Here is a 21814-nt window from a genome sequence, read left to right on the forward strand (position 1 = left end):
GACAATCAGTGCCCCACGGCAAAGGCAATCGGCGTAGCACGCGCCAGGCCGCCACGGCATTTGAGTACGCGTAGCTGCGCCGGTTTGGCATCGATGGCTATGCGTAACGCTGCCGGTGACGGGTTGACCGCTTCGCTCAACGGGCGCCAGGCAAAGGCCAGGGTCTGGCCGGTTTCCGCCGCTACCTGCAAACGCCGCAAGGCTCGGTCATCGGCCTTGTTCGGCCAGCACAGCACCGCGCCGCAACTGCCCGAGCGCAGGCATTGCTCCGCCGCCCACAAGGCATCGCGCTCGCTGGCCTGAATCACCGACAACTGGCGCAGATCGACTCCGGCATTGGCCCAGGCCTGCGGGTACGGCACGAACGGCGGCGCCACCAGCACGATGCGCTCACCCGCCGCGGACAATCGCGCCAGGGTTGGCCAGACCAGCTGCAGCTCGCCGACACCGGGGCCGGCGAGGAGGATTTCGCTCAGCGCCGCTTCCGGCCAGCCGCCGCTGGGCAGCGCTGCGTCCAGTCCCGCATGCCCGGTCGGCTGCGGACTCGCCGCCGGTGGCGCAGGCCGGCCGCGCCAGACCTGGCCGCCATTGAACAGCGTATCCAGTGCAACGACGGCGCCCATCAGCCTTGCCTCACCAGACCACAGAACACGCCTTCGATGGCCAGGTCCTGATCATCACGCACGACAATCGGCTGATACGCCGGGTTGCGTGGTAGCAGGCGCACTTCATCCCCGACCCGCTCGAAGCGCTTGATGGTGACTTCACCGTCCAGACGCGCAACGACGATCTGGCCGTTGAGCGCCTCGGGGTTGCGCCGTACGCCGACCAGATCGCCGTCGAGGATGCCGTCTTCGATCATCGAGTCACCCTGCACCCGCAGCATGTAATCAGGGGTGCGGGAGAACAGCGCCGGGTCGAGCAGCAAACGGTTATGGATATCGGCATCGGCGCCAATCGGTGCGCCGGCAGCCACGCGACCGAGTACGGGAATCTCCAGCAGCTCCGGACGCGGTGGCTGACCGAGCAGGCGAATGCCCCGGGCCTGATGCGGATTGACCTCAATGAAACCGGCTTCGGTGAGCGCCAGCACATGCTTGCGCGCCACGCTGCGCGAGGCAAAACCAAAAGCCTCGCTGATTTCAGCGAGGCTTGGGGGCTGACCGTGCTCGGCGATGCGATCGCGGATAAAGGTCAGAATGGCGGTACGGCGGGGAGTGAGGTTCGTCATGGAGTACATTTGTACTCCTGTAGGAATTTACTGACAAGAACCGCCAGTCGGCGTAGGAGCTGCCGAAGGCTGCGATCTTTTGATCTTGCTTTTCTGATCGTTCCCACGCTCTGCGTGGGAATGCCTCAAGGGACGCTCCGCGTCCAGTGACGCGGAGCGTCACGGGCTGCATTCCCACGCTGAGCGTGGGAACGATCATCGGATAAGGTCAGGAATCCAGTTGCGCCAGGTACTCCCACGGGTAAATCCCGCGTTGATGCCCGTCGCTGAACACCAGTTGCACACCATAACCCTGCGGATTGACCTCGATCAGGCGCACGCGATCATCTACCAGCGGCGTCACGCCGCGCAGGCGAAACGCGCGGCATTGCGAGCACGGGCATTGCCGGCGCAGATCGGCATGCCTGAGCAGCGATTCGCGCCCGCCCGGCCAGCTCAGGCGCAACGTGCGCGCACTCTGCGAGTTGCCCACCGCCAGCGGATTCATTGCAATTGACTCAGAGCGATGCGCACGGCTTTGCGCACTTCCGGGTCGCCGTCGTCCTGCGCTGCCTGCAACGCGGCCACGGCGCCGCGATCGTTCAATTCACCGAGGGCCAGCGCGGCTTCCTTGCGCAGATTGCTGATGCGGTGGCCGAGGGTGTCGATCAGCGCATCCAGCGCCGGGACGAAGCGCAGGCGGCCGAGGCTGCGGGTGGCGCGCAGGCGCACTTGCCAATAGTCATCGCTCAGCGCTTCGACCAAGGCCGGGCCGGCGTCGCTGTGGCCAACCTTGCCCAGCGTGGTCGCAGCTTCTTCGCGCACTTGCCAGGCAGGGTCGCGCAACGCCTGGCGCAACGCCGGCAGCACTTCGGCGTCGCTGGCCAGACCGAGCGCACCGGTCGCGGCGCGGCGCACTTCGGTGTCCGGGTCTTCGCTTGCCAGGCGCGCCAGGGCTGGCAGCGCGTCGAGCTGTTTGAGCCAGCCGAGCACGCCAACCGCTTCGCGACGGACATTGGCATCGGCATCCTCCAGCGCTGCGACGGCGGCCGGCGCGGCCTCGCCGAAGCGCAATTCGCGTAACGCCCGAAATGCGGCGATGCGCACACTGACATCGGCATGGGCGGTCCACGGCAGAATTACCCCTCCCGCTTGCGCAGTCTTGAGCAGACTCAGGCTTTGCGCAGCCGCCGATTGCACGGCGGGCGCCGGATCCGTCAGCGCTTCGCACAAGGCTTGCACGACCACTTCATCCTCCCACGCTTCGAGCAATCGTGCGGCTTCAGCGCGGACGTCCTCGGCGGGATCCTGACGAAGTCGATCAACCAGCCAGAGCAAACCATCCGGTTCCTCCAGATCAGCCAGATCAATCAGGGCAATGCGCCGCACGCCAGCGTCTTCAGCCGTCAGGCGCGGTTGCAGGGCGAGGATGTCTTCGTTGTCGGTCACAGCAAAAATAGAGGTCATAGGGCAAATCGCGGCAAAGGGTTTTCAGGAGGCAGGCCGAGCGGATTGAGGCGCGGCAGCGGTCGGTCGTTGTCGTGGCGCAGCAGGTCGAGGCAGTGGCGCTTGAGGCGAGCGAATTCCGGGCTGGTCACCAGCTCGCTGGTGCGCGGACGCGGAAAGTCCAGAGGCAAGTCTTCGATGATTCGCCCCGGTCGCGCGCTCATCACCAGCAAGCGGTCGGCGAGAAACAGCGCCTCGTCAATGTCGTGGGTGACGAAAACCACCGTGGTGCGGATGCGCGTCCAGATGTCCAGCAGCAGTTCCTGCATGTTCAGACGGGTCAGCGCATCCAGCGCGCCGAACGGCTCGTCCATCAGCAACAGACGCGGGCGATTGACCAGCACCCGGGCGATCTCGACACGTTGCTGCATGCCCCCGGAGAGCTGATCCGGCCAGCGCTCGGCAAAGCCTTCGAGGCCGACCAGTTTGAGGATGTCATCAGCAGCGCGATGTCGCTCAGCCTTGCCCACGCCGCGCATCTTCAGGCCGAAGGCAACGTTGTCGCGCACGGTGCGCCACGGGAACAGCGTGTGATGCTGGAACACCATGCCGCGCTGCGGTGACGGCCCGGCCACTTCGCTGCCGTCGACTTTCAGGCTGCCGGTACTGGCAATCAAGTGTCCGGCCAGAGCGCCGAGCAAGGTCGACTTGCCGCAACCGGACGGGCCGAGGATGCACACGAACTGGCCGGGTTCGATCTGGCAATCGAGACCCTGCACCGCTTCGAAGGCTTCGCCGCCCTGGCCGAGGACGATGGACAACTGGCGGATGTCGATCCGCCCTTCCGGAGTTTGCATCACGCTCATCAGGCTTTGCCTCGCGGTCGATGCCAGGGCGTGAACAAGCCGCCCAGGCGTTTGATCAGCCAACTGCTGCCCATGCCCAACACCCCGATCAGGAGCATGCCGACGACGATGTCGGCGTAGTTCTGAATGGTGTAGGACTCCCAGGTGTAGTAACCGATGCCGAACTGGCCGGAGATCATTTCCGCCGTCACCAGACAGAACCACGAAGTGCCCATGCCGATCGCCAGGCCAGTGATGATGCTCGGCGCAGCGCCCGGCAGAATCACTTCCAGCAGGATCGCCCGGCGCCCGGCCCCAAGGCTTTTCGCCGAGGCGATCAGGCGCGGATCGACGCCTTCGACGCCGTGCACGGTGTTGAGCAGGATCGGGAACAACGCGCCAGTGAAGGTGATGAAAACCATCGACAATTCCGAGGACGGAAACATCAGGATCGCCAGCGGAATCCACGCGACGGCGGGGATCGGACGCAGCACTTCCAGTGGCGGCAGCAGGATGTCTTCGGCCCATTTCGACCGGCCGATGGCCAGGCCCAGAGCTATGCCGATCAGCAGTGCCGCAAGATAACCGGCGAAGACGCGGCCGAGGCTGCTGCTCAAGTGCTGCCAGAGTTTGCCCGAGTCGCCCAGGCCCAGCGCGGCTTCGATTACCGCCAGTGGCGTCGGCACGTTGGCGAAGGTCACCAGGCCGAGGTTCCAGTGATGACTGGCGGCGAGTTGCCAGAAGAGCAGGCAGAGCAGCAGGGAGCTGGTCCTCGGAATCCAGCGCAAACAGGATCGATACACATTAATTTCCATAAACCGAGTCCCTTGTGGGAGCGAGCCTGCTCGCGAAAGCGGTGGGCCAGACCTGTATCAGTCACTGGCCTGACGCCTTCGCGAGCAGGCTCGCTCCCACATTTATGATTGAGGTGTTCAGGGTTAGCGCGCAGCAACAACCTGCGCAGTGGCATCGCTGAAGTCGAACACCTTGCCACCCTGCCCCGCAGCGTATTGCTGGGCCTGGCCCTTGAGCAGAAATGCGCTGAGGCGGCCCTTGGCGTCGCTGGCAAACCACGCCTGTTCAGCGAGCAACTTGATCCCGCTGTCACTGGCCTGCGCATAAACCGCACGAATGTTCTTGCCCTCCTGCTTCAACCCTGCCAGCGCGGTGAACGCCGCTTCAGCCGAGCCATAACGGCGGACTTTTTCCTCGCCACGCACCCAGATTTCCGCGACATGGCTGACGTCGGTGATGGCTTTGCCCGTCGCCGCATCCACACCCGGCAATGGCGTCTGCGCGTAGTTGGCCAGTTGCGCGGTGTAATCGAGGTTCGAAGCCTTGAACGCGGCGCGGATGTACTGGTCGTCGATGAAGCTGTTCAGGTCGAGCCCGCGATCGGCTTTTTTCAGCAGCTTCAGGGTATCGATGGCGGTACCGACGGCCTGGCGATATTCAGGCTTCCAGCTCAGGTCACGGGTCTGTACGCCGAGCGGGCCATGGAACAGGTAGTTGACCTCGGCATCGACGCCGGTGACTTTGGCGATCAGTTCGCTGTACTTCTCCGGTTCGGTGGCGAGCAGTTGGTTGGCTTCGATGCTGGCGCGCAGGTAGGCGACGACGATTTCCGGATACTTTTTGGCGTAGGCCTGATCCACCAGTGCGCCATGGAAAGTCGGCGCGTTGGCCTGAGCGCCGTCGTAGATCTTGCGGGCGAAACCACGGCTCGGGAACAGCTCGGCGAAGGGCACGAAATCGGCGTGGGCGTCGATCTTGCCGGCCTGCAATGCCGAGCCGGCGACTTCCGGTGGCTGGGCGATGATGTTGACATCCTTGAGCGGGTCCCAGCCCTGCTCTGCCACGGCGCGCAGCAACATGCCGTGAGCCGTCGAGGCGAACGGCACCGAAATGGTCTTGCCCTTGAGTTCGCTGAGGCTCTGCACCGACGAAGCGCTCGGCACGACAATGCCGTTGCCGCTGCCCTTGATGCTGCCCGACAGCACGCTGATGAACAGGCTGTGCTTGCCCGCCGTTTCGAACGCCACACCGTTGAACGCACCGGGGAAATCGGCCATGGCACCGAAATCGAGCTTGCCGGCGACCATCTCATTGGTCAGCGGCGCGCCACTGGTGAAATTCTTCCACTGCACGTCGTACTTGGCGTCTTTGTAGGCGCCATCGTGGGGCAGGTATTTTTCCAGCAGACCGAGTTCACGGATCAACAGGCCACCGGCGGCGCAGTTGATGGTGGTGTCCTGAGTGCCGATGGCGATGCGGATGGTTTCGGCCGAGGCCGACAAGGTGAATGAAGCCAGGACCAGCCCAGCGAGTGCTGCACGCAACATGAGTGTTTCCCCTCGAATCATTGGTTTGAAGTTCGTCTCCGCCGCGATCGGGGCGCGGTGGGAAACGAGGGGTGTTTTGCATTCAGCGTCCGGGGTTCACCGGATGGCTATTGGATAATCACAATTGCAACGTGGGAGCGAGCCTGCTCGCGAAGGCGGCGGGTCAGTCACCATCATTGTTGAATGAACGATTGCTTTCGCGAGCAGGCTCGCTCCCACAATGGATTTGGGGTCAACGCAACAAATAGGGGATGTCGACCTTCACCGCCCCCGTCGGGCAATCCTTCTCGCACGGCATGCAGTACCAGCATTCATCGAAAGCCATGTAGGCCTTTTGCGTGGCCGGATTGATCGCCAGCAGGTCCATCGGGCAGACGTCGACACACACGGTGCAGCCCTTTTCGGCGATGCATTTGTCCTCGTCGACCGTGACCGGCGCGTTGGAGCGGAAGAAGATTTCCTGAGCTTGGTAAGCCATGGTTCGGACTCTCTGAAAAATGATGTCTCAAGCGGCGAAGGCGCCGACCCGCAGGCGGTCGTAAGCCTGCATTTCCTCGGCGTCGAGCGGGATGATGTAGGGCTCGACGGCCTTCTTGAAACTGCTCATCTTGCCGTCCTCGCCCTTCTTCAGATGGCAGTGGCAGAACCAATCGACGTCGTTGCGTTGCGGATGATCGACGCGATAGTGGTACAGGCCCCAGCGGCTTTCAGCGCGGAACAACGAAGCGCGGGCGGCCATTTCGGCACAGTCGCGGATCACGCTGGTTTCCATCGCTCGCATCAGTTCGTGAGCGTTGTTGGCTTTCATCTGCTCGAGATCGCGCTCGATGTCGCTGAAGCGTTGCAGGCCGATCTGCATTTTTTTGGTCACTTTCGGCGGTTGCAGGTAGTCGTTGACGAAGCGCCGCAGCTTGTATTCGACCTGCGCCGGCGGCAGACCGTCCTGGCGATCGAGCGGCGCGTAGACCCGGGCTTTCTCCTTGGCGATCTGCTCGCTGTCCAGTGCGGAAAACTCGCGGCCGGCAACAAAGTCCGCGGCGTTGTGCCCGGCGAACCAGCCGTAAGTGAACGCGCCAAGCATGTAATTGTGCGGCACCGCAGCCATGTCGCCGGCCGAGTACAAGCCCTTGACCGAAGTCTCGGCACGCTCGTTGACCCACACGCCTGACGCCGAGTGGCCGCTGCAAAAACCGATTTCCGAAATGTGCATTTCAACCATCTGCGTGCGGTAGTCAGTGCCGCGATTGGCGTGGAACTGGCCACGGCTCGGGCGCTCGTTGCTGTGCAGGATTTCCTCGATGTTCTGGATGGTTTCCTCGGCCAGGTGATCGAGTTTGAGGAACACCGGGCCGTTGCCGCTTTCCAGTTCCTGGTGAAATTCCCACATCATCTGCCCGCTCCAGTAGTCGCACTCGATGAAGCGTTCGCCCTTGTTGTTGGCGGTGTAGCCACCCAGCGGGCCGGTGACGTACGCGCAAGCCGGGCCGTTGTAATCCTTGATCAGCGGGTTGATCTGAAAGCACTCAAGGTTGGCCAGTTCGGCGCCTGCGTGATAGGCCATCGCGTAGCCGTCGCCCGCATTGGTCGGGTTTTCGTAGGTGCCCATCAGGTAGCCCGACGACGGCAGACCGAGGCGCCCGGCCGCGCCGCAGGCGAGAATCACCGCTTTGGCCTTGATCACATGGAAGTCGGCGGTGCGACAATCGAAGCCCATCACGCCGTTGACCGCGCCCTCCTCGTCGGTCAGCAAACGCGTGCAGACCAGGCGATTGGTGATGCTCACCCGCGCACGTTTCAACTGCCGATACAGGACTTTCTTGATGTCGTGCCCTTCTGGCATCGGCAGCACATAGGCGCCCATGTGGTGGACCTTTTTCACCGCGTAGTCACCGGTTTCGTCCTTCTCGAACTTCACGCCCCAGCGGTCGAGTTGTTCGATGGTTTCAAAACTGTGCGTCGCATAGGCGTAGACCGCCGCCTGATTGACGATGCCGTCGTTGGCGATGGTGATTTCCTTGGTGTACTGCTCTGGCGTCGAGTGGCCGGGGATGATCGCGTTGTTCAGGCCGTCCATGCCCATGCTGATCGCGCCGCTGCGTTTGACGTTGGCCTTGTCGACCAGCAACACGCGCAAATCGCGGTTCTTCTCCTTGGCCTTGATCGCTGCCATCGGCCCGGCCGTACCGCCGCCAATCACGACGATGTCGTATTCCTGTTCTAGAACGTTGCGGGTCATGCCTGCTCCCCTTTTTGCCGGTCGATCCGCAGGCGGTACTGGAACGCATCGCCACGGTAATAAAGGTGTTCGAAGTCCAGCGGCTGGCCTTGGGCGTCATGGGTCAGGCGCTCGATGCGCATGATCGGCGAGCCCGCTTCGACGCTGAGTGCCTGGGTCAGGTCGCTGTCGGCCAGCACCGCGTCGATGGCCAGATCGGCGTGGCCGAGGGCGATGCCGCAGTCGTTTTCCAGAATGAGAAAGATGTCACGAGTGACCAGGTCGGCCTTCTCCAGCCGTTCGCCGACCGCTTTGGGCAGGTAGGTGATTTCCAGCGAGATCGGCTCGCGGTTGATCAGGCGCACGCGTTTGATCTGCGCGACGATTTCACCTTCGGCCACCTGCAGACGCTCGGCCACGCGCTTGTCGGCCGGAATGAATTTGAAACTGCGCAGGCGGTTGATCACCTCGTAGCCGCGCCCGGTCATCGACTCGGCGAGGCCTTGCAGGCTACTGACGTTCTGAAAGGTTTTCGGCTTGGCGACGAAGGTGCCCTTGCCATGGATCTTGAAGATCAGACCTTCCTTTTGTAGATCGCCCAAGGCTTGGCGCACGGTGATGCGGCTGACTTTGAACAGCGCACCCAGTTCGCTTTCGGAAGGCATCTGACTGTCTTGCGGGTATTCACCGTCGAGAATCCGCGCACGGAGCACGTCGCGCAGTTGGGTGTGCAGCGGAACGCTACTGAGGGAGAGAACGTTGTCGGGCATCGTGGGATCACTTGTTATAACGAGTTATGACGTGATCTTAGAGACGTTATGACGAGGTTGAGAAATATCGTTTGGGCATAACCTTAGATGCGTGTTGCGCCGGGAGACCTGTGGGATCATGAGCTATTCAGCGTTTGAGGATCTCGTCCATTACCCAGTCGGTCTTGACGGCCTGCTCGGCCACGGCGGGATGCTGTGAATCACCCCGAATATGCGCATTCATCCCCAGCACGTGATGCCACTGAATATGCTCGTGATGAGCGATCTCCAGGCTGATCTGCTCATCGGCATCCAGCTGCACCGGATGCTCGTCAAACACCGAAAACCCGATGCGCCCTGTGCTGCCGATAATCTCGACCCGATCTTCACGCCGGTCCGCAACAAAGTTCCAGCAGCCCATGCCCAGCGCTCCGGAAGCGAACCGCCAGGTGGCGCTGACCGCATCTTCCGCCGCATACAGACCCGCCTGACGCGCGGTGAAACCGGCGACTTCAACGATGTCGCCAAGCAGATACTGAAACAGGTCCAGGCCATGGCTGGCCAGGTCGGCAAAGTAGCCGCCGCCCGCCACCGCCGGGTCGGTGCGCCAATTATCGCGACCCTCAAGATCAGCCGGCGACGGCGCTTTGGTCAGCGTCCAGCTCAGATGGCGGACATCGCCGATGCGACCCTCCTCCAGCCATTGCCGCACCTGAGCGAAGCGCGGCAGCGAGCGGCGGTAATAGGAGACGAACAAGTGCAGACCGGCAGCGGCAAACGCTTGCTGCATCTCGCGGCTTTGCCCGGCGTTGAGTGCCATGGGCTTTTCCACGCAGCAATGCTTGCCGGCGGCGGCGACTTTCAGGCTGTAGGCGTGGTGGCTGTCGGGCGGTGTGGCGATGTACACCGCGTCCACTTCGGGATCGTTGATCAGCGCATCGACATCGGTATAGACGCGGCTGATGCCGTGGCGCGCGGCGTAGTCGGTCACCGCTTCGAGGCGTCGGCCCATCACTGCGACCAGTGCCGAACCGGGCGCCTTGTAAAAGGCCGGTCCGCTCTTGCGTTCAGCGACACTGCCGCAACCGATCATGCCCCAGCGCACCACGTTCATATGCAGTCCTCAGCCGATGCGCAGCGCGCGCAGATCAAGGCGTCCGTCCTTGAGCGGCGGGCACCAGTAGTAGCCGCCGGTGATTGGCCGGCTGATCTGGTACAAGCCATCGGCAATACCGTCCTCCAGGCCGCTCATGCGCCGCAGCTGTGCTTCGAAAGCATCCAGCGAAAAACCGAAAGCGAGGAACATCAAACCGGCGCGATCGCCTTCAATCCACGGCATCGAGCGGCGCACGACGAACGCTTCCGGCGCGAAGCTCTCTTGCGCGGTGCGTTTGACGTGGGCGGAGATCGGCGCGTCGTCGATTTCTTCGTTATCGCTCAAGCGCCGTCCCATGATGTCGTCCTTGGCCCCTGCAGACAGGCGATGAAAACCCTTGAGGTCGTGCTGCCACTGCTGGATCGCGGCGAAGCTGCCACCGACCAGCCCGTCCGCGCCACTGCTCAGCAGCGCGGCGGCGACAGCGGCGTCATCGTGGGGGTTTTCCGTGCCGTCCTCGTACCCGGTAAGGTCGTGGCCGTCCATATGACGGAAGGCTTCCTGCATCTCGACCAGACGCAAGGCCGGGGCCAGCGCGGCTTCGATAGCGTTGCAGCGGTTGAGCAGCTCACCCCGGTCGACACCGTGCAACCAGATCCACAGGGCATGCTGAGTCGACGGGTTATTCACGCCAACGCCGGTCAGCGCCGGGAAGCTGCGCAGGCCAGCGATTTCGACATTCAGCGCCTTGGTCAACGACTCACCAAAGCCAACCACCGCCGACTTGCCATCCACCAGCATCAGCAGGCTGTCGATCGCTTGCGGCAAGGCTTCAACCGACGCCAGGGCGAAAAACAGATGACGTGCTTGCGCAGGAACAGGGGTAGCGAGAATGCCCGGCTGGTAGTAACTCATGTGAACTCCTTGAAAAAGTGCGCGGAGTTTACCTGTAGCCGGATCGTTTGTGTGGGTGGCGAGAGCGTCGTCGTTCAGCGTTCACCGCCTTCGATCAATGCCTTCAAAGCCAGCGCATTGGCCGTGGCGGCGCCGCTGGCGGTGTTGTCGAAGATGCACCAGATGTCTCTGCCGTCAGCCTTCGCGCGCCGCAGGTTCTGAGCAAGCTGTTGCAGATAGGCCGCTTCATAAGCGCTGTGATAAATCCGTGGCGAGCCGTGCAGGCGCCAATACTGCAGGCCTTGCCAGCCACCCGGCGCGGTGTCGCTGCTGATCCGCGAGGGATCGACCACCGCCTGGGCAATCTGCAGCTCCATCAGCATTGCCTCAGCCTCAGTCCACGATTCGTGTCGCGGCTCCAGCACTACACTGCCCGTGAACCGCTCGCGCAGGGCATGAAAAAACGCCTCGGGCACCGGCGCATCGAAGGCAAGTTTCGGTGGCAGTTGCACCAGCAGGCAGCCGAGTCGATCACCCAAGCCCTGGCACTGGCCGAGAAACTCATCGAGCGCGGCCGCGCTGTCCGCCAGCCGCTGTTCATGGGTGATGAGCTTCGGCACTTTCACTGCGAAGCGAAAGTCCGGCGCTACCGAGTCGGCCCAGCGTTCGTAGGTCTGACGCCGATGCGGGCGATAGAACGAGCTATTGATTTCCACACAGTTGAAGCGCGCGGCGTAGCGTTGCAGGTGCGTGCCTTCGGCGGGGAATACCGGCCAATGCTCGCGCCCGAGACTCCAGCCGGCGCAGCCGATGAATATCGCTGGCTCGTTCAAGCGCCCACCGTCATTTCTTGCCCGGCAACACGGCGCCCAGTACCTGCTTGGCGGTCTGCACGATCACCCCGGCTTCGTCCGGGTCGCCCTTGACCAGGGTCGTGGCGAATTTCTTCGCTTGCTCAAGCTTGATGTGCGGCGGCAACGGCGGCACGTTCGGGTCGGTCTTGAACTCGATCAGCACCGGCACTTCCGAGGCGAGCGCTTGCTCCCATGCAGCTGCGACCTCCTCCTCGCGATCAACGAAAATGCCCTTGAGGCCAATGGAGATCGCGAACAGGTGATACGGCACGTCCGGGATGCTCTGCGACGCTTCGAACTTGGGATCGCCCTCCATCACCCGCTGCTCCCAGGTGACTTGATTGAGGTCTTCGTTGTTGAACACCGCGCAGATCCATTTCGGGCTCTGCCATTGCCGCCAGTATTTGGCGACGGTGATCAGCTCGGCCATGTTGTTCATCTGCATCGCGCCGTCGCCGACCAGGGCAATGACCGGGCGTTCAGGGTAAGCAAATTTCGCCGCGATCGCATACGGCACCGCCGCGCCCATCGAGGCCAGGCCACCGGACAACGAGCATTTCATGCCGCGACGGATTTTCAGGTCACGGGCGAACCAGTTGGCGCAAGAGCCGGAATCGCTGGTGATAATGGCTTGCTCGGGCAAACGCGGTGACAACTCGTAGACCACTCGTTGCGGGTTGACCGGATCGGCTTTGGCCATGGCGCGTTTTTCCAGGGTCTTCTCCCAACTGCTGCGCCAGCCTTCGATCTTCTTGCGCCACTTGTTCGAGGTTTTCTGTTCCAGCAAGGGCAGCAACGCGGCAAGGGTTTCCGCTGAATCACCGACCAGATTGACCTCCATCGGATAACGCAGGCTGAGCATGTCCGGCTGCAAGTCGATCTGCACCCCGCGCGCCTGGCCTTCCTTGGGCAGAAACTCGGAATACGGGAAGCCCGAACCGATCATCAGCAAGGTGTCGCACTCGCTCATCAGCTTGTAGCTGGGCTCGGTGCCGAGCAGGCCGATGCTGCCGGTGACCCACTGCAAGTCATCGGGGAGTGCCGCTTTGCCCAGCAAGGCTTTAGCGACACCGGCACCGAGTTTTTCTGCCACGGCGATGACCAGGTCGGTCGCCTCCAGCGCGCCGGCACCGACCAGAATCGCAACTTTCTCGCCACTGTTGAGAACCTCGGCGGCGCGTTGCAGATCGGCTGCATAAGGAACGACTTTCGGCTTGCTGTAGCCGACGCCGGAATGCGCGGTGCCATGGGCGCGCGCCGGTTGTTCGTAAGGCAGATCCTGCAAGTCATTGGGCAGAATCAGCGCGGTGACGCGGCGCTCGCCGACCGCAGTGCGCACCGCGCGATCAAGCAGATGGCGCACTTGCGACGGCGCCGAAGCCTGCTGCACAAACGCACCGGCGACATCCTTGAACATCGACACCAGATCCAGTTCCTGCTGGTAGTGACTGCCCAGCGCCGTGCACGCCTGCTGACCGACAATGGCCAGCACCGGCATGTGGTCCATGCGCGCATCGTAGAGGCCGGTGATCAGGTGCGAAGCGCCAGGGCCGGAGGTGGCGATGCACACGCCCAGCTCGCCGGTGAACTTGGCGTGGGCCGAGGCCATGAACGCGGCCATTTCCTCGTGCCGCGCCTGGACAAATTCGATCTTGCCCTTGGCCCGGCTCATGGCGCCGAACACGCCGTTGATGCCATCCCCCGGATAACCAAAAATTCGCGTGACGCCCCATTCGCTGAGCCGCTCAACCAGAAAATCACCTACTGTCATCGTCATCTTGACCCTCGCCATTTACCGCTGCATGGACATGTAAGGGTCTGGACAGCTCGCTGCGCGATGAAGTTTCGCTGGATTGTCCGGGCATGGCTCAGGCGCCGTGTTTGCGCGGCAATGATTTTTTGAGGCGTGCGCCCTGCTCTGTGGTCGATTGAGAAATGATCGAAGGAGGATGGGCCATGACTGATGTGCAAACCCTGCTGCTTCAACGCAATGACTGGGTGCCGAACAATCCGCGTCTGCCGGTGCTGATCTACCGCAGCGCGATTGCCGTTGAAGGCGACGATCCGGCGGCGCGCTTCGAGCAGACCTTCGGCGCCAATGGCTGGCCGGCGCAGTGGCGCTACGGCATTTATGACTATCACCACTATCACACTGAAGGCCACGAAGTGCTTGGCGTGGCGGCCGGTCAGGCGCGGTTGATGTTGGGCGGGCCTGATGGGCAAGTCGTCGACGTCTACGCCGGGGATGTGCTGTTGCTGCCGGCGGGAACCGGGCACTGTAATCTCGAATCGAGCTCGGATTTTCTGGTGGTCGGTGCTTATCCGCCGGGGCAGCAGGCGGATATTTGCCGGGCCGCGCCGAGTGATGCGCAGTTGGCGCGGATTGCGGGGCTGGCGTTTCCTGAGACAGATCCGGTGCAGGGAGTCGGGGGTGCGGTTGGGCAGTATTGGAGCCGTTAGGCGCGGCGACACTGCCGACGCTTTCGCGAGCAGGTTCGCTCCCACGGGAGATTTGTGCCTGACTCCGAACCTGTTGGAGCTGGCTTGCCAGCGATTAAGGTGGGTCAGCCAATATTGATGCTGGATGTGCCGCCGTCATCGCTGGCAAGCCAGCTCCCACAAGGTAGTGTTCTCAATCCTTTCGAGATACGGTGTCTACCTGTTCTCTCCCAGCATCGACGAGGTCCGTTTCATGAGCAATGCGTCTTACGTTCCGCCCAAGGTCTGGAAACACGAAGCTCCTTCCGGCGGCCATTTCGCCAGCATCAACCGGCCGATCGCCGGGCCGACCCACGATAAGGAACTGCCGGTCGGCAAGCATCCGCTGCAACTGTATTCGCTGGCCACGCCCAACGGTGTCAAAGTCACCATCATGCTCGAAGAGTTGCTCGCACTCGGCCACAGCGAGGCTGAATACGACGCGTGGCTGATCCGCATTGGCGAGGGCGATCAGTTCTCCAGCGGCTTTGTAGAGGTCAACCCGAACTCGAAAATCCCGGCGCTGCTGGATCGCAGCGTCGAGCCGCCGATCCGGGTGTTCGAGTCCGGCTCGATCCTGCTGTATCTCGCGGAAAAGTTCGGCGCCTTGCTGCCCAAGGATCCGGCTGGTCGCACCGAAACCCTCAACTGGCTGTTCTGGCAAATGGGCTCGGCGCCGTACCTGGGCGGCGGTTTCGGGCACTTCTACGCGTATGCGCCGGAGAAGCTCGAATACCCGATCAACCGCTTCACCATGGAAGCCAAACGGCAGCTGGATGTGCTCAACCGCCGTCTCGCTGATAACGCCTATCTGGCCGGCGACGATTACACCATCGCCGACATTGCCGTGTGGCCCTGGTACGGGCAACTGGTGCGCAACAACGTTTACTCGGCGGCGGAGTTTCTCGCGGCACACGAGTACAGCCATGTGCAGCGCTGGGCCGAAGAAATCGCCAAGCGGCCAGCGGTCATGCGTGGGCAGCGAGTGAATCGCACCTGGGGTGATGAAGACAGTCAGGTGCCGGAGCGGCATGGGGCGAAGGATCTGGACTGATTTCAAAAAAACCGCATAACCCTGTGGGAGCGAGCCTGCTCGCGAAAGCGTCGTGTCAGACAACGCATCTGTGGAATGACACACCGCCTTCGCGAGCAGGCTCGCTCCCACATTTGTTTGCGCAAGCGCTCAAATCCAATTGTGAAAAAATCATTAACTAACTGACTCGTACGGGTTTATTCCCCCGGAAACTTCCGACATACTAATGCGAATAATTCTTACATGCACTCGCATTAGTTTCGTTTGGGTAAATCTTGGGGAAGCAGATAGATGTCGTTTCACACCATTCACCGCCGCTCGAACCTTTCACCTAACCTCCTCGCAATCGCCATCGGCATGGCCAGCATCGCTCCTGCGTTGGCTGAAGAAACCGCAGCCACTGCGCCCGCCAATGGCCCGCTGGAACTGCAAGCGACCGAAATCGGCGCCACGCAGATGAGCAGCACCACCGAAGACACGCAGTCCTACACCACCGGCCCGATGCAGACCGCGACCAAGCTGTCGCTGACCATGCGCGAAACGCCGCAGGCGGTGACGGTGATCACTCGCCAGCGCATGGACGACCAGAACATGACCAGCGTCAACGACGTGGTGCGTGGCACGCCGGGGCTGTTTCTCAGCGAGGCCAGCGGCCCGGGGCGGCAGACTTACAAGGCGCGCGGTTTCGACATCGACAACATCATGTACGACGGCCTGCCCAGCTCGTATTCGCCGTACACCCTGGCGGTGCAACCGAACCTGGCGATGTTTGATCGCGTGGAAATCGTCCGTGGCGCGACCGGCCTGGTCACTGGTGCCGGCAACCCGTCGGCGGCGATCAACATGGTGCGCAAACGCCCGACCGCTGATCAGCGCGTGACCCTCACCGGCGCCGCCGGCAGCTGGGATGACTACCGTGGCGAGGTCGATGCCTCCAGCCCGCTGAACGACAGCGGCACCCTGCGTGGCCGGGTGGTGACGTCGTATCAGGGCGCCGACAGTTTCCGCGACAAGGAAGAAAACGATCACGGCCTGTTCTACGCCATCGGTGAAGCCGACCTGAGCGACAGCACCACGGCGACCCTCGGTTTCTCCCGACAGAACGATCAGACCAACTATTTCTGGGGCGGCCTGCCGATCGGCGAAAACGGCCACCACCTCGACCTGCCCCGCTCCACTTACCCTGGCACCGATTGGGAAAACCGCAAGTTGCAGGTCGACACCGTATTCGGTGAAGTCGAACACCGTTTCGACAACGACTGGAAACTGCATGTTGGCGGTTCCACTTCGACAACCGAAGGCGAATTCTCCGGGACGTATTTGTCGCGCTACGACGGCCCGCTGGAAACCACCGCCTACCAATCGCACCACACCGACAAGCAACGCGCCTTCGACGGTTTCGCCAGCGGTCCGTTCGAAGCCTTCGGCCGCACCCACGAATTGGTAGTCGGCGCCAGCAATCGGGTGTACGACGCCACCACCAAGGAATACGCGCCCTACGACACCGGCCTGCCGATCGCCGCGCCCAAGCCTGACTTCGTCCGTAGCGGCAAGTCGCGCAACGTCACCACCCAGGACGCGGTTTACCTGACCACGCGCTTGAGCCTGGCCGATCCGCTGACGCTGATCCTCGGCAGTCGTCTGGACTGGTATGACTACGACGATCGCAGTGCCGACGGTGACTTCAAGGTCACGCGCAACCTGACCCGTTACGCCGGCCTGATCTACAAACTCGACGACCATCACTCGGTCTACGCGAGCTACACCGACATCTTCACCCCGCAAACCCAGAAGGACCTCGGCGGCAAAGTGCTTGAGCCGATCGTCGGTGAAAACTACGAAGTCGGTATCAAGGGCGAATATTTCGACGGCGCGCTGAACGGCAGCGTGGCAGTGTTCCAGATGGACCAGACCAACCGCGCCACTCAGGCAGCGACCCAGCTAGGCTGCCCGGAACTGACCTGCTACGAAACCTCCGGCAAGGTTCGCGCCCAAGGCGTGGACATGGAACTGCAAGGTGCGCTGACCGAGCAATGGCAAGTCGGCGCCGGCTACACCTACACCCGCGCCCACTACATCAAGGACGAAAACCCGGCCAACAATAACCAGAAATTCGACACCGACATGCCCGAGCACCTGTTCAAGGTCTCCACCGTGTATCGCTTCAAAGGCCCGCTGGAAAAACTGCGCGTGGGCGGCAACGTCTACTGGCAGAGCCGCATGTACAACGACATCGCTCTGGCCAACGGCGGCAGCTATCGCCTCGAACAGGGCGGCTACGCGGTCACCGACCTGATGGCCGGTTATGAAGTCAACAAGCACCTCGACCTGCAGGTCAACGCCAACAACATCTTTGACCGCAAGTACTATTCCTCGATCGGCACCGACGTGACCTGGGGCTCGACCGATAACTACGGCACCCCGCGCAGCTACATGATGACGGCCAAGTACAAGTTCTGAGGCGATAGCGCTCAGCAAGCACCACACAGGGCGCCGGGAGTTGTCCCGGCGCCCTTTTTTGCAGGTTCATTAGGCATGTCCAACGTTTACCGATAGTCTCTTGCGACACTTTCGCGAAGCGCCTGCCATGCCCCAGACAGATTTCTCCTCCGACCTCCAGGCTATCGGCAGCATTGACGCTGTGCCGGTGATCCTGAGCATGGTCAAGCACATGACCGGCATGCGCTTCGCCGCCGTAGCGCGGGTCACCGAGAGCAAGTGGATCGCCTGCGCCGTGGATGATTCGATTGACTTCGGCCTGTTGCCCGGCGGCGAACTGGTGCTGGAATCGACGATTTGTCATGAGATCCGTCAGCACCATCAGCCGGTGATCTTCGGCCATGCCAGCCAGCACCCGCTGTTCTCCACGCACCACACGCCGAAAACCTACGGTCTGGAAAGCTACATCTCCATTCCGATCATCAAGGCCGATGGCGAATTCTTCGGCACGCTGTGCGCCATTGATTCGGTGCCGGCGAACCTTGACGACCCGGCCATCGAAAAGACCCTCACCCTCTTCGCCCAACTGATTGCGATGAGCCTGGATACCCAAGGCCATTTGCACGCGACCAAAACCGCGCTGGCCGATGCCAACGAAATGGGCCGTCTGCGCGAGCAGTTCATCGCCGTTCTGGGCCATGACTTGCGCACGCCACTCAGTGCCATCCGCATGAGTGCCGATCTGCTGGACAGCAAAGTCGAGGACAAGCGCTCGCGCACGCTGCTGTCGGCGATTCGCACCAGCTCGGTGCGCATGGGCGTGCTGATCGAAAACATCCTCGACTTCGCTCGGGGTCGGCTCGGCAGTGGCATCCCGGTACAGCGCAAACTGGTCGATGACTTGCAGCAAACGCTGCGCCAGACCCTGGAAGAAATCCAGGTGGCCTACCCGCAGGCGAAGTTTATCGATTCGCTGGAGGTGCCGGCCGGGGTCTATTGCGACCCGCTGCGGATCAGCCAGTTGTTGTCGAATCTGCTGGGCAACGCCGTGACCCACGGCTCCACCGCCGAACCGATCGTGCTCAAAGCCTTTGCCGAGGGCGACGAAATCGTTATTTCGTTGACCAATCAGGGCACGCCGATCCCGCCTGCGCTGATGCCGCTGCTGTTCGAACCGTTTTCCCGTTCCGAAGCAGGCCAGCGTCATGAAGGGTTGGGACTGGGCTTGTACATTGCCGGGCAGATTGCCAATGCGCACAACGGCACCTTGAGCGTGACGTCCGACCGTGAAACGGGCACCTGTTTTGTCGCGCGCTTCCCTGCCCGCTTCAAGTGGGTCTGAGCGCCGCTCTAAGTATTCAGTGGCGTCTGCGGCGTGTCCGAGTTGAGCTGGCGGCGGCGGAACTGCCCCGGTGGCTGGCCATGAATCTGGCGAAACCGCCGGGAGAAATAGGCCTCATCGGCGAACCCGCACAACCGCGCCACTTCGCCCACCGAGCGCGTACTGTTGAGGAGGAAGTTGCGCGCCGCGTGCATGCGCCGCTCCAGCACCAGCTCGGTGAAGGTCTTGCCGATCTCTTTGCGCAGCCAGTGCGTCAGGTAGGTCGGTGACAGATAGGTCGCAGCGGCGACTTTGATCAGGTTGAGATCAGGATCGGCGATGTTCTTCCGCAAATACTCGAACATGCGGCTCAAGGCGTCGCGACGACTGTTCTCGGCGGCATTCTCTTCCGCCAGGCGCTTGAGCGGCTCGGCGTAGAGAAAACACACGCTGCCGATCATCTGCAGCAACAAGCCCTTGAGCATTTCCCGCGTGCCGAACTGACGGTTCTCATCGAGTGCGCGCATCTGTTCGATCAGGCCGCAGACCTGAGCGAAATCCTCATCACCCAAAATGAAATCCAGATGTTCCTGAAAGCGGAACGGCGACAGCTCCGGCGCGAGCAGGATTGACACCTCTTCCAGATCCATCGGGTCGCATTGCAGATGCGGCAAGAGAAACGTCTGGGAAAAATTGATGACGATGAAATTGCTGTCTGCGGGATGCGGAATCACGTGCACGCGGTGCGGCAGGATGAACGCCAGAGTGTTGCGCGGGAATGGCCGCTGGACGCTGCCGATGTGCTGCACGGTGTCGCCACCGAGATTGATCTGGATCTGGAAGTACTCGTGCCGGTGAGGCGCGGTTTCGGCGCGACGACCCTTTTTGTCGCGAATGTAGAAATCGGTCAATTCGCTGCGTTGCTGCATGACGTAAGTCGGGATACGGCTGGGTGAAGACATGGGCAGAAGGTCCTCCGGGCAGTGAGGTGACGCCTGTCATCTTGCAGGGTTGAGCGGTGGTCGGCAATCAGTCATACGATGACGACGGCGCCTGGAGTTTTTTCTGCCGATGGAGTGGCAATGCGCCTGTCCAAAAGCAGAAATAGCCGAAGCTCAACACAAAGTGATTAATTTCAGAAGCTTAGAAAATATTCCTGATCTGAATTATTAAAACTTAACGTATTTATTTTTTTGGACAGGTTCGCCAAACGGGCTTTTGTGAAGAAAAAACGTTCTAACCCATCGGTTGATTTAGAACCGTTGTACGACCACTGTAATGACCAACGCAGCCCAACCTCTTTCAAAAACAATCAAAGGTGCGCACGTCATGATCCTGCTATTTCCCCTCGCCGCCCCGCCCGACCTCCCATTGAAAATCAATCGCACAAAGACGTTCCTGCACGTCTGAAACCCGCGCTGCAACCCGTTCGCTTGCATTGCCCCACACGTTGCGGGCAACGGCATCGGCTGCTCGAAAAATCTCGACTCTTCTAACAATAACGAGGTCTCCGCATGTCCAACTCCCATTCCTCCAGTGCCACGGTGCCGCCGGTGATAGCCGGCGCACGCGATGCCGTTAAGGCGCAGCGTCTGCCTACCCGGCGGCGCTGGTTCATGCTGTCGCTGCTGCTGATCGCGACGATCATCAATTACATCGACCGGGTGAACATCTCGATCGCCGCGCCGTTCATGGCCAAGGACCTGGGCCTGGACAAGATCGAGATGGGCCTGATTTTTTCCGCGTTCGCCTGGACCTATGCCTTGGCGCTGGTGCCGGCCGGATTCATTGCCGATCGGTTTGGCTCGCGCTTCACCTACGGCGTTTCGCTGATCAGCTGGTCGACCGTCACCGTTTGCCAGGGTTTCGCCACGGGGTTTGCCTCGCTGTTCGGCCTGCGCCTGGCGGTCGGCGCCATGGAAGCCCCGGCTTTTCCGGCCAACAGCCGCGCGGTGACGGTGTGGTTCCCGGCGCGGGAACGCGGGATGGCCAGCAGCATTTACGTGTGCGGCCAGTACCTCGGCACGGCGCTGTTCACCGGCGCGCTGCTGTGGCTGGCGACCACCTTTGACTGGCGCCACGTGTTCTACAGCACCGGCGCACTCGGCATCGTCTTCGGTGTGCTGTGGCTGTACCTGTATCGCGATCCGCTGAACTGCAAGAAGGTCAGCCAGGAAGAATTGAAGTACATCGAAACCGGCGGCGGTCTGGTCAAGAGCAGCCAGGAGCGCACCCGCTTCAACTGGCGGCAGATTGCCGAGCTGTTCAGCTATCGGCAGATCTGAGCGATCTGCATCGGCAAGTTCGCCAGCACCTCGGCGCTGTACTTCTTCCTCACCTGGTTCCCGACCTACCTGATCGAAGAACGCAAACTGACCATGATCAAGGCCGGGATCTTCGCCGTGCTGCCCTTCGTCGGTGCCACGGTGGGGATTCTGCTGGCCGGCATCGTTTCCGACCTGCTGATCCGTCGCGGCTACTCGATGTCGTTTGCGCGCAAGTTGCCGCTGGTGGTCGGTTCGATGCTGGGCATGTCGATCGTGCTGGTGAATTTCACTGACTCCAACCTGATCTGCATCGCCGTGCTGACCATCGCGTTCTTCGCCCAAGGCATCGCGTCCTCGTCGTGGGCGGCGGTATCGGAAGTGGCGCCAAAAGAGCTGATCGGCCTCACCGGCGGCATTACCAGCCTGGCGGCGAACATCGGCGGCATCGTCACGCCGATCGTGATCGGCGCCATCGTCCACGCCACCGGCACCTTCGCCTATGCCTTCTGGTTTATTGGCGGCGTCGCGCTGATCGGCACCCTCTCCTATTCGTTACTGCTCGGACGCCTGTATCGCATCGAGCTGAAGGTGCGCTGAGGCAAGAACCCGGATTTGTCCAAACGCA

General features: G+C 61.7%; 19 protein-coding genes and 1 pseudogene. 5 read left to right on the top strand and 15 right to left on the bottom strand.

Annotated features, from left to right (window positions below; genetic code table 11):
- Nucleotides 1-5: 5 nt before the first annotated feature.
- The 14 genes from imuA to AB4N47_RS11725 form a co-directional block, all read right to left on the bottom strand.
- On the bottom strand, nucleotides 6-623 hold the full coding sequence (gene imuA / locus AB4N47_RS11660; protein ID WP_024012713.1) for a translesion DNA synthesis-associated protein ImuA: 618 nt from the start codon (nucleotides 621-623) through the stop codon (nucleotides 6-8).
- Nucleotides 623-1240, bottom strand: a complete 618-nt coding sequence (gene lexA, locus AB4N47_RS11665; protein WP_341637700.1) for a transcriptional repressor LexA — start codon at nucleotides 1238-1240, stop codon at nucleotides 623-625. The genes imuA and lexA overlap by 1 nt, the downstream gene beginning before the upstream one ends.
- A 199-nt stretch (nucleotides 1241-1439) precedes the next feature.
- The gene (locus AB4N47_RS11670) at nucleotides 1440-1718 is read right to left on the bottom strand and encodes a DUF971 domain-containing protein (protein WP_341637701.1); all 279 of its coding nucleotides are present in this window, start codon (nucleotides 1716-1718) and stop codon (nucleotides 1440-1442) included.
- On the bottom strand, nucleotides 1715-2677 hold the full coding sequence (locus AB4N47_RS11675; protein ID WP_341637702.1) for a HEAT repeat domain-containing protein: 963 nt from the start codon (nucleotides 2675-2677) through the stop codon (nucleotides 1715-1717). The genes AB4N47_RS11670 and AB4N47_RS11675 overlap by 4 nt, the downstream gene beginning before the upstream one ends.
- Nucleotides 2674-3522: an ABC transporter ATP-binding protein gene (locus AB4N47_RS11680; protein ID WP_341637703.1), complete on the bottom strand. Its 849-nt coding sequence runs from the start codon at nucleotides 3520-3522 to the stop codon at nucleotides 2674-2676. Before AB4N47_RS11680 ends, AB4N47_RS11675 begins: the two co-directional genes overlap by 4 nt.
- Nucleotides 3522-4316, bottom strand: coding sequence for an ABC transporter permease (locus AB4N47_RS11685; protein ID WP_341637704.1), 795 nt, complete (start codon nucleotides 4314-4316; stop codon nucleotides 3522-3524). Before AB4N47_RS11685 ends, AB4N47_RS11680 begins: the two co-directional genes overlap by 1 nt.
- Nucleotides 4317-4439: 123 nt before the next feature.
- On the bottom strand, nucleotides 4440-5864 hold the full coding sequence (locus AB4N47_RS11690) for an ABC transporter substrate-binding protein (RefSeq protein ID WP_341637705.1): 1425 nt from the start codon (nucleotides 5862-5864) through the stop codon (nucleotides 4440-4442).
- A gap of 211 nt (nucleotides 5865-6075) precedes the next feature.
- Entirely contained in the window at nucleotides 6076-6321 is a 246-nt protein-coding gene (locus AB4N47_RS11695) for a 4Fe-4S dicluster domain-containing protein (protein ID WP_003225615.1), read from the bottom strand.
- Nucleotides 6322-6348: 27 nt separating this feature from the next.
- Nucleotides 6349-8079: a fumarate reductase/succinate dehydrogenase flavoprotein subunit gene (locus AB4N47_RS11700; protein ID WP_341637706.1), complete on the bottom strand. Its 1731-nt coding sequence runs from the start codon at nucleotides 8077-8079 to the stop codon at nucleotides 6349-6351.
- Nucleotides 8076-8828 carry a GntR family transcriptional regulator gene (locus tag AB4N47_RS11705; protein WP_341637707.1) on the bottom strand — a complete coding sequence of 251 codons (753 nt, stop codon included), beginning with the start codon at nucleotides 8826-8828 and terminating at the stop codon, nucleotides 8076-8078. Before AB4N47_RS11705 ends, AB4N47_RS11700 begins: the two co-directional genes overlap by 4 nt.
- Before the next feature lie 127 nt (nucleotides 8829-8955).
- Nucleotides 8956-9921 (bottom strand): Gfo/Idh/MocA family protein, encoded by a 966-nt coding sequence (locus tag AB4N47_RS11710; RefSeq protein ID WP_460154544.1) that lies wholly within the window; start codon nucleotides 9919-9921, stop codon nucleotides 8956-8958.
- A gap of 9 nt (nucleotides 9922-9930) precedes the next feature.
- Nucleotides 9931-10818, bottom strand: a complete 888-nt coding sequence (locus AB4N47_RS11715; protein WP_071172020.1) for a Dyp-type peroxidase — start codon at nucleotides 10816-10818, stop codon at nucleotides 9931-9933.
- Between the two features lie 74 nt (nucleotides 10819-10892).
- Entirely contained in the window at nucleotides 10893-11630 is a 738-nt protein-coding gene (locus AB4N47_RS11720) for a DUF72 domain-containing protein (protein ID WP_341637708.1), read from the bottom strand.
- 10 nt (nucleotides 11631-11640) lie between these two features.
- Nucleotides 11641-13428: a thiamine pyrophosphate-requiring protein gene (locus AB4N47_RS11725; protein ID WP_341637709.1), complete on the bottom strand. Its 1788-nt coding sequence runs from the start codon at nucleotides 13426-13428 to the stop codon at nucleotides 11641-11643.
- Between the two features lie 179 nt (nucleotides 13429-13607).
- Here AB4N47_RS11725 and AB4N47_RS11730 point away from each other — a divergent pair, with 179 nt between their 5' ends.
- The 4 genes from AB4N47_RS11730 (at nucleotide 13608) to AB4N47_RS11745 (ending at nucleotide 18943) form a co-directional block, all read left to right on the top strand.
- Nucleotides 13608-14111, top strand: coding sequence for a cupin (locus AB4N47_RS11730; protein WP_341637710.1), 504 nt, complete (start codon nucleotides 13608-13610; stop codon nucleotides 14109-14111).
- A 232-nt stretch (nucleotides 14112-14343) separates the two neighbouring features.
- Nucleotides 14344-15183, top strand: a complete 840-nt coding sequence (gene yghU / locus AB4N47_RS11735) for a glutathione-dependent disulfide-bond oxidoreductase (RefSeq protein ID WP_341637711.1) — start codon at nucleotides 14344-14346, stop codon at nucleotides 15181-15183.
- Nucleotides 15184-15453: 270 nt separating this feature from the next.
- Nucleotides 15454-17622: a TonB-dependent siderophore receptor gene (locus AB4N47_RS11740; RefSeq protein WP_341637712.1), complete on the top strand. Its 2169-nt coding sequence runs from the start codon at nucleotides 15454-15456 to the stop codon at nucleotides 17620-17622.
- Nucleotides 17623-17749: 127 nt separating this feature from the next.
- A complete protein-coding gene (locus AB4N47_RS11745) occupies nucleotides 17750-18943 on the top strand; it encodes a GAF domain-containing sensor histidine kinase (protein ID WP_341637713.1) in 1194 nt (397 codons plus the stop codon).
- 8 nt (nucleotides 18944-18951) lie between these two features.
- On the opposite strand, the gene AB4N47_RS11750 is transcribed toward AB4N47_RS11745, so the two are convergent.
- Complete coding sequence (locus tag AB4N47_RS11750; RefSeq protein WP_341637714.1) at nucleotides 18952-19884, bottom strand: helix-turn-helix transcriptional regulator; 933 nt, start codon at nucleotides 19882-19884, stop codon at nucleotides 18952-18954.
- 552 nt (nucleotides 19885-20436) lie between these two features.
- Between AB4N47_RS11750 and AB4N47_RS11755 the strand changes: the two are divergent.
- Nucleotides 20437-21786: pseudogene (locus AB4N47_RS11755) on the top strand (MFS transporter).
- The last annotated feature ends 28 nt before the right edge of the window (nucleotides 21787-21814 follow it).

The sequence above is a fragment of the Pseudomonas sp. S3_G06 genome, from assembly GCF_054667565.1.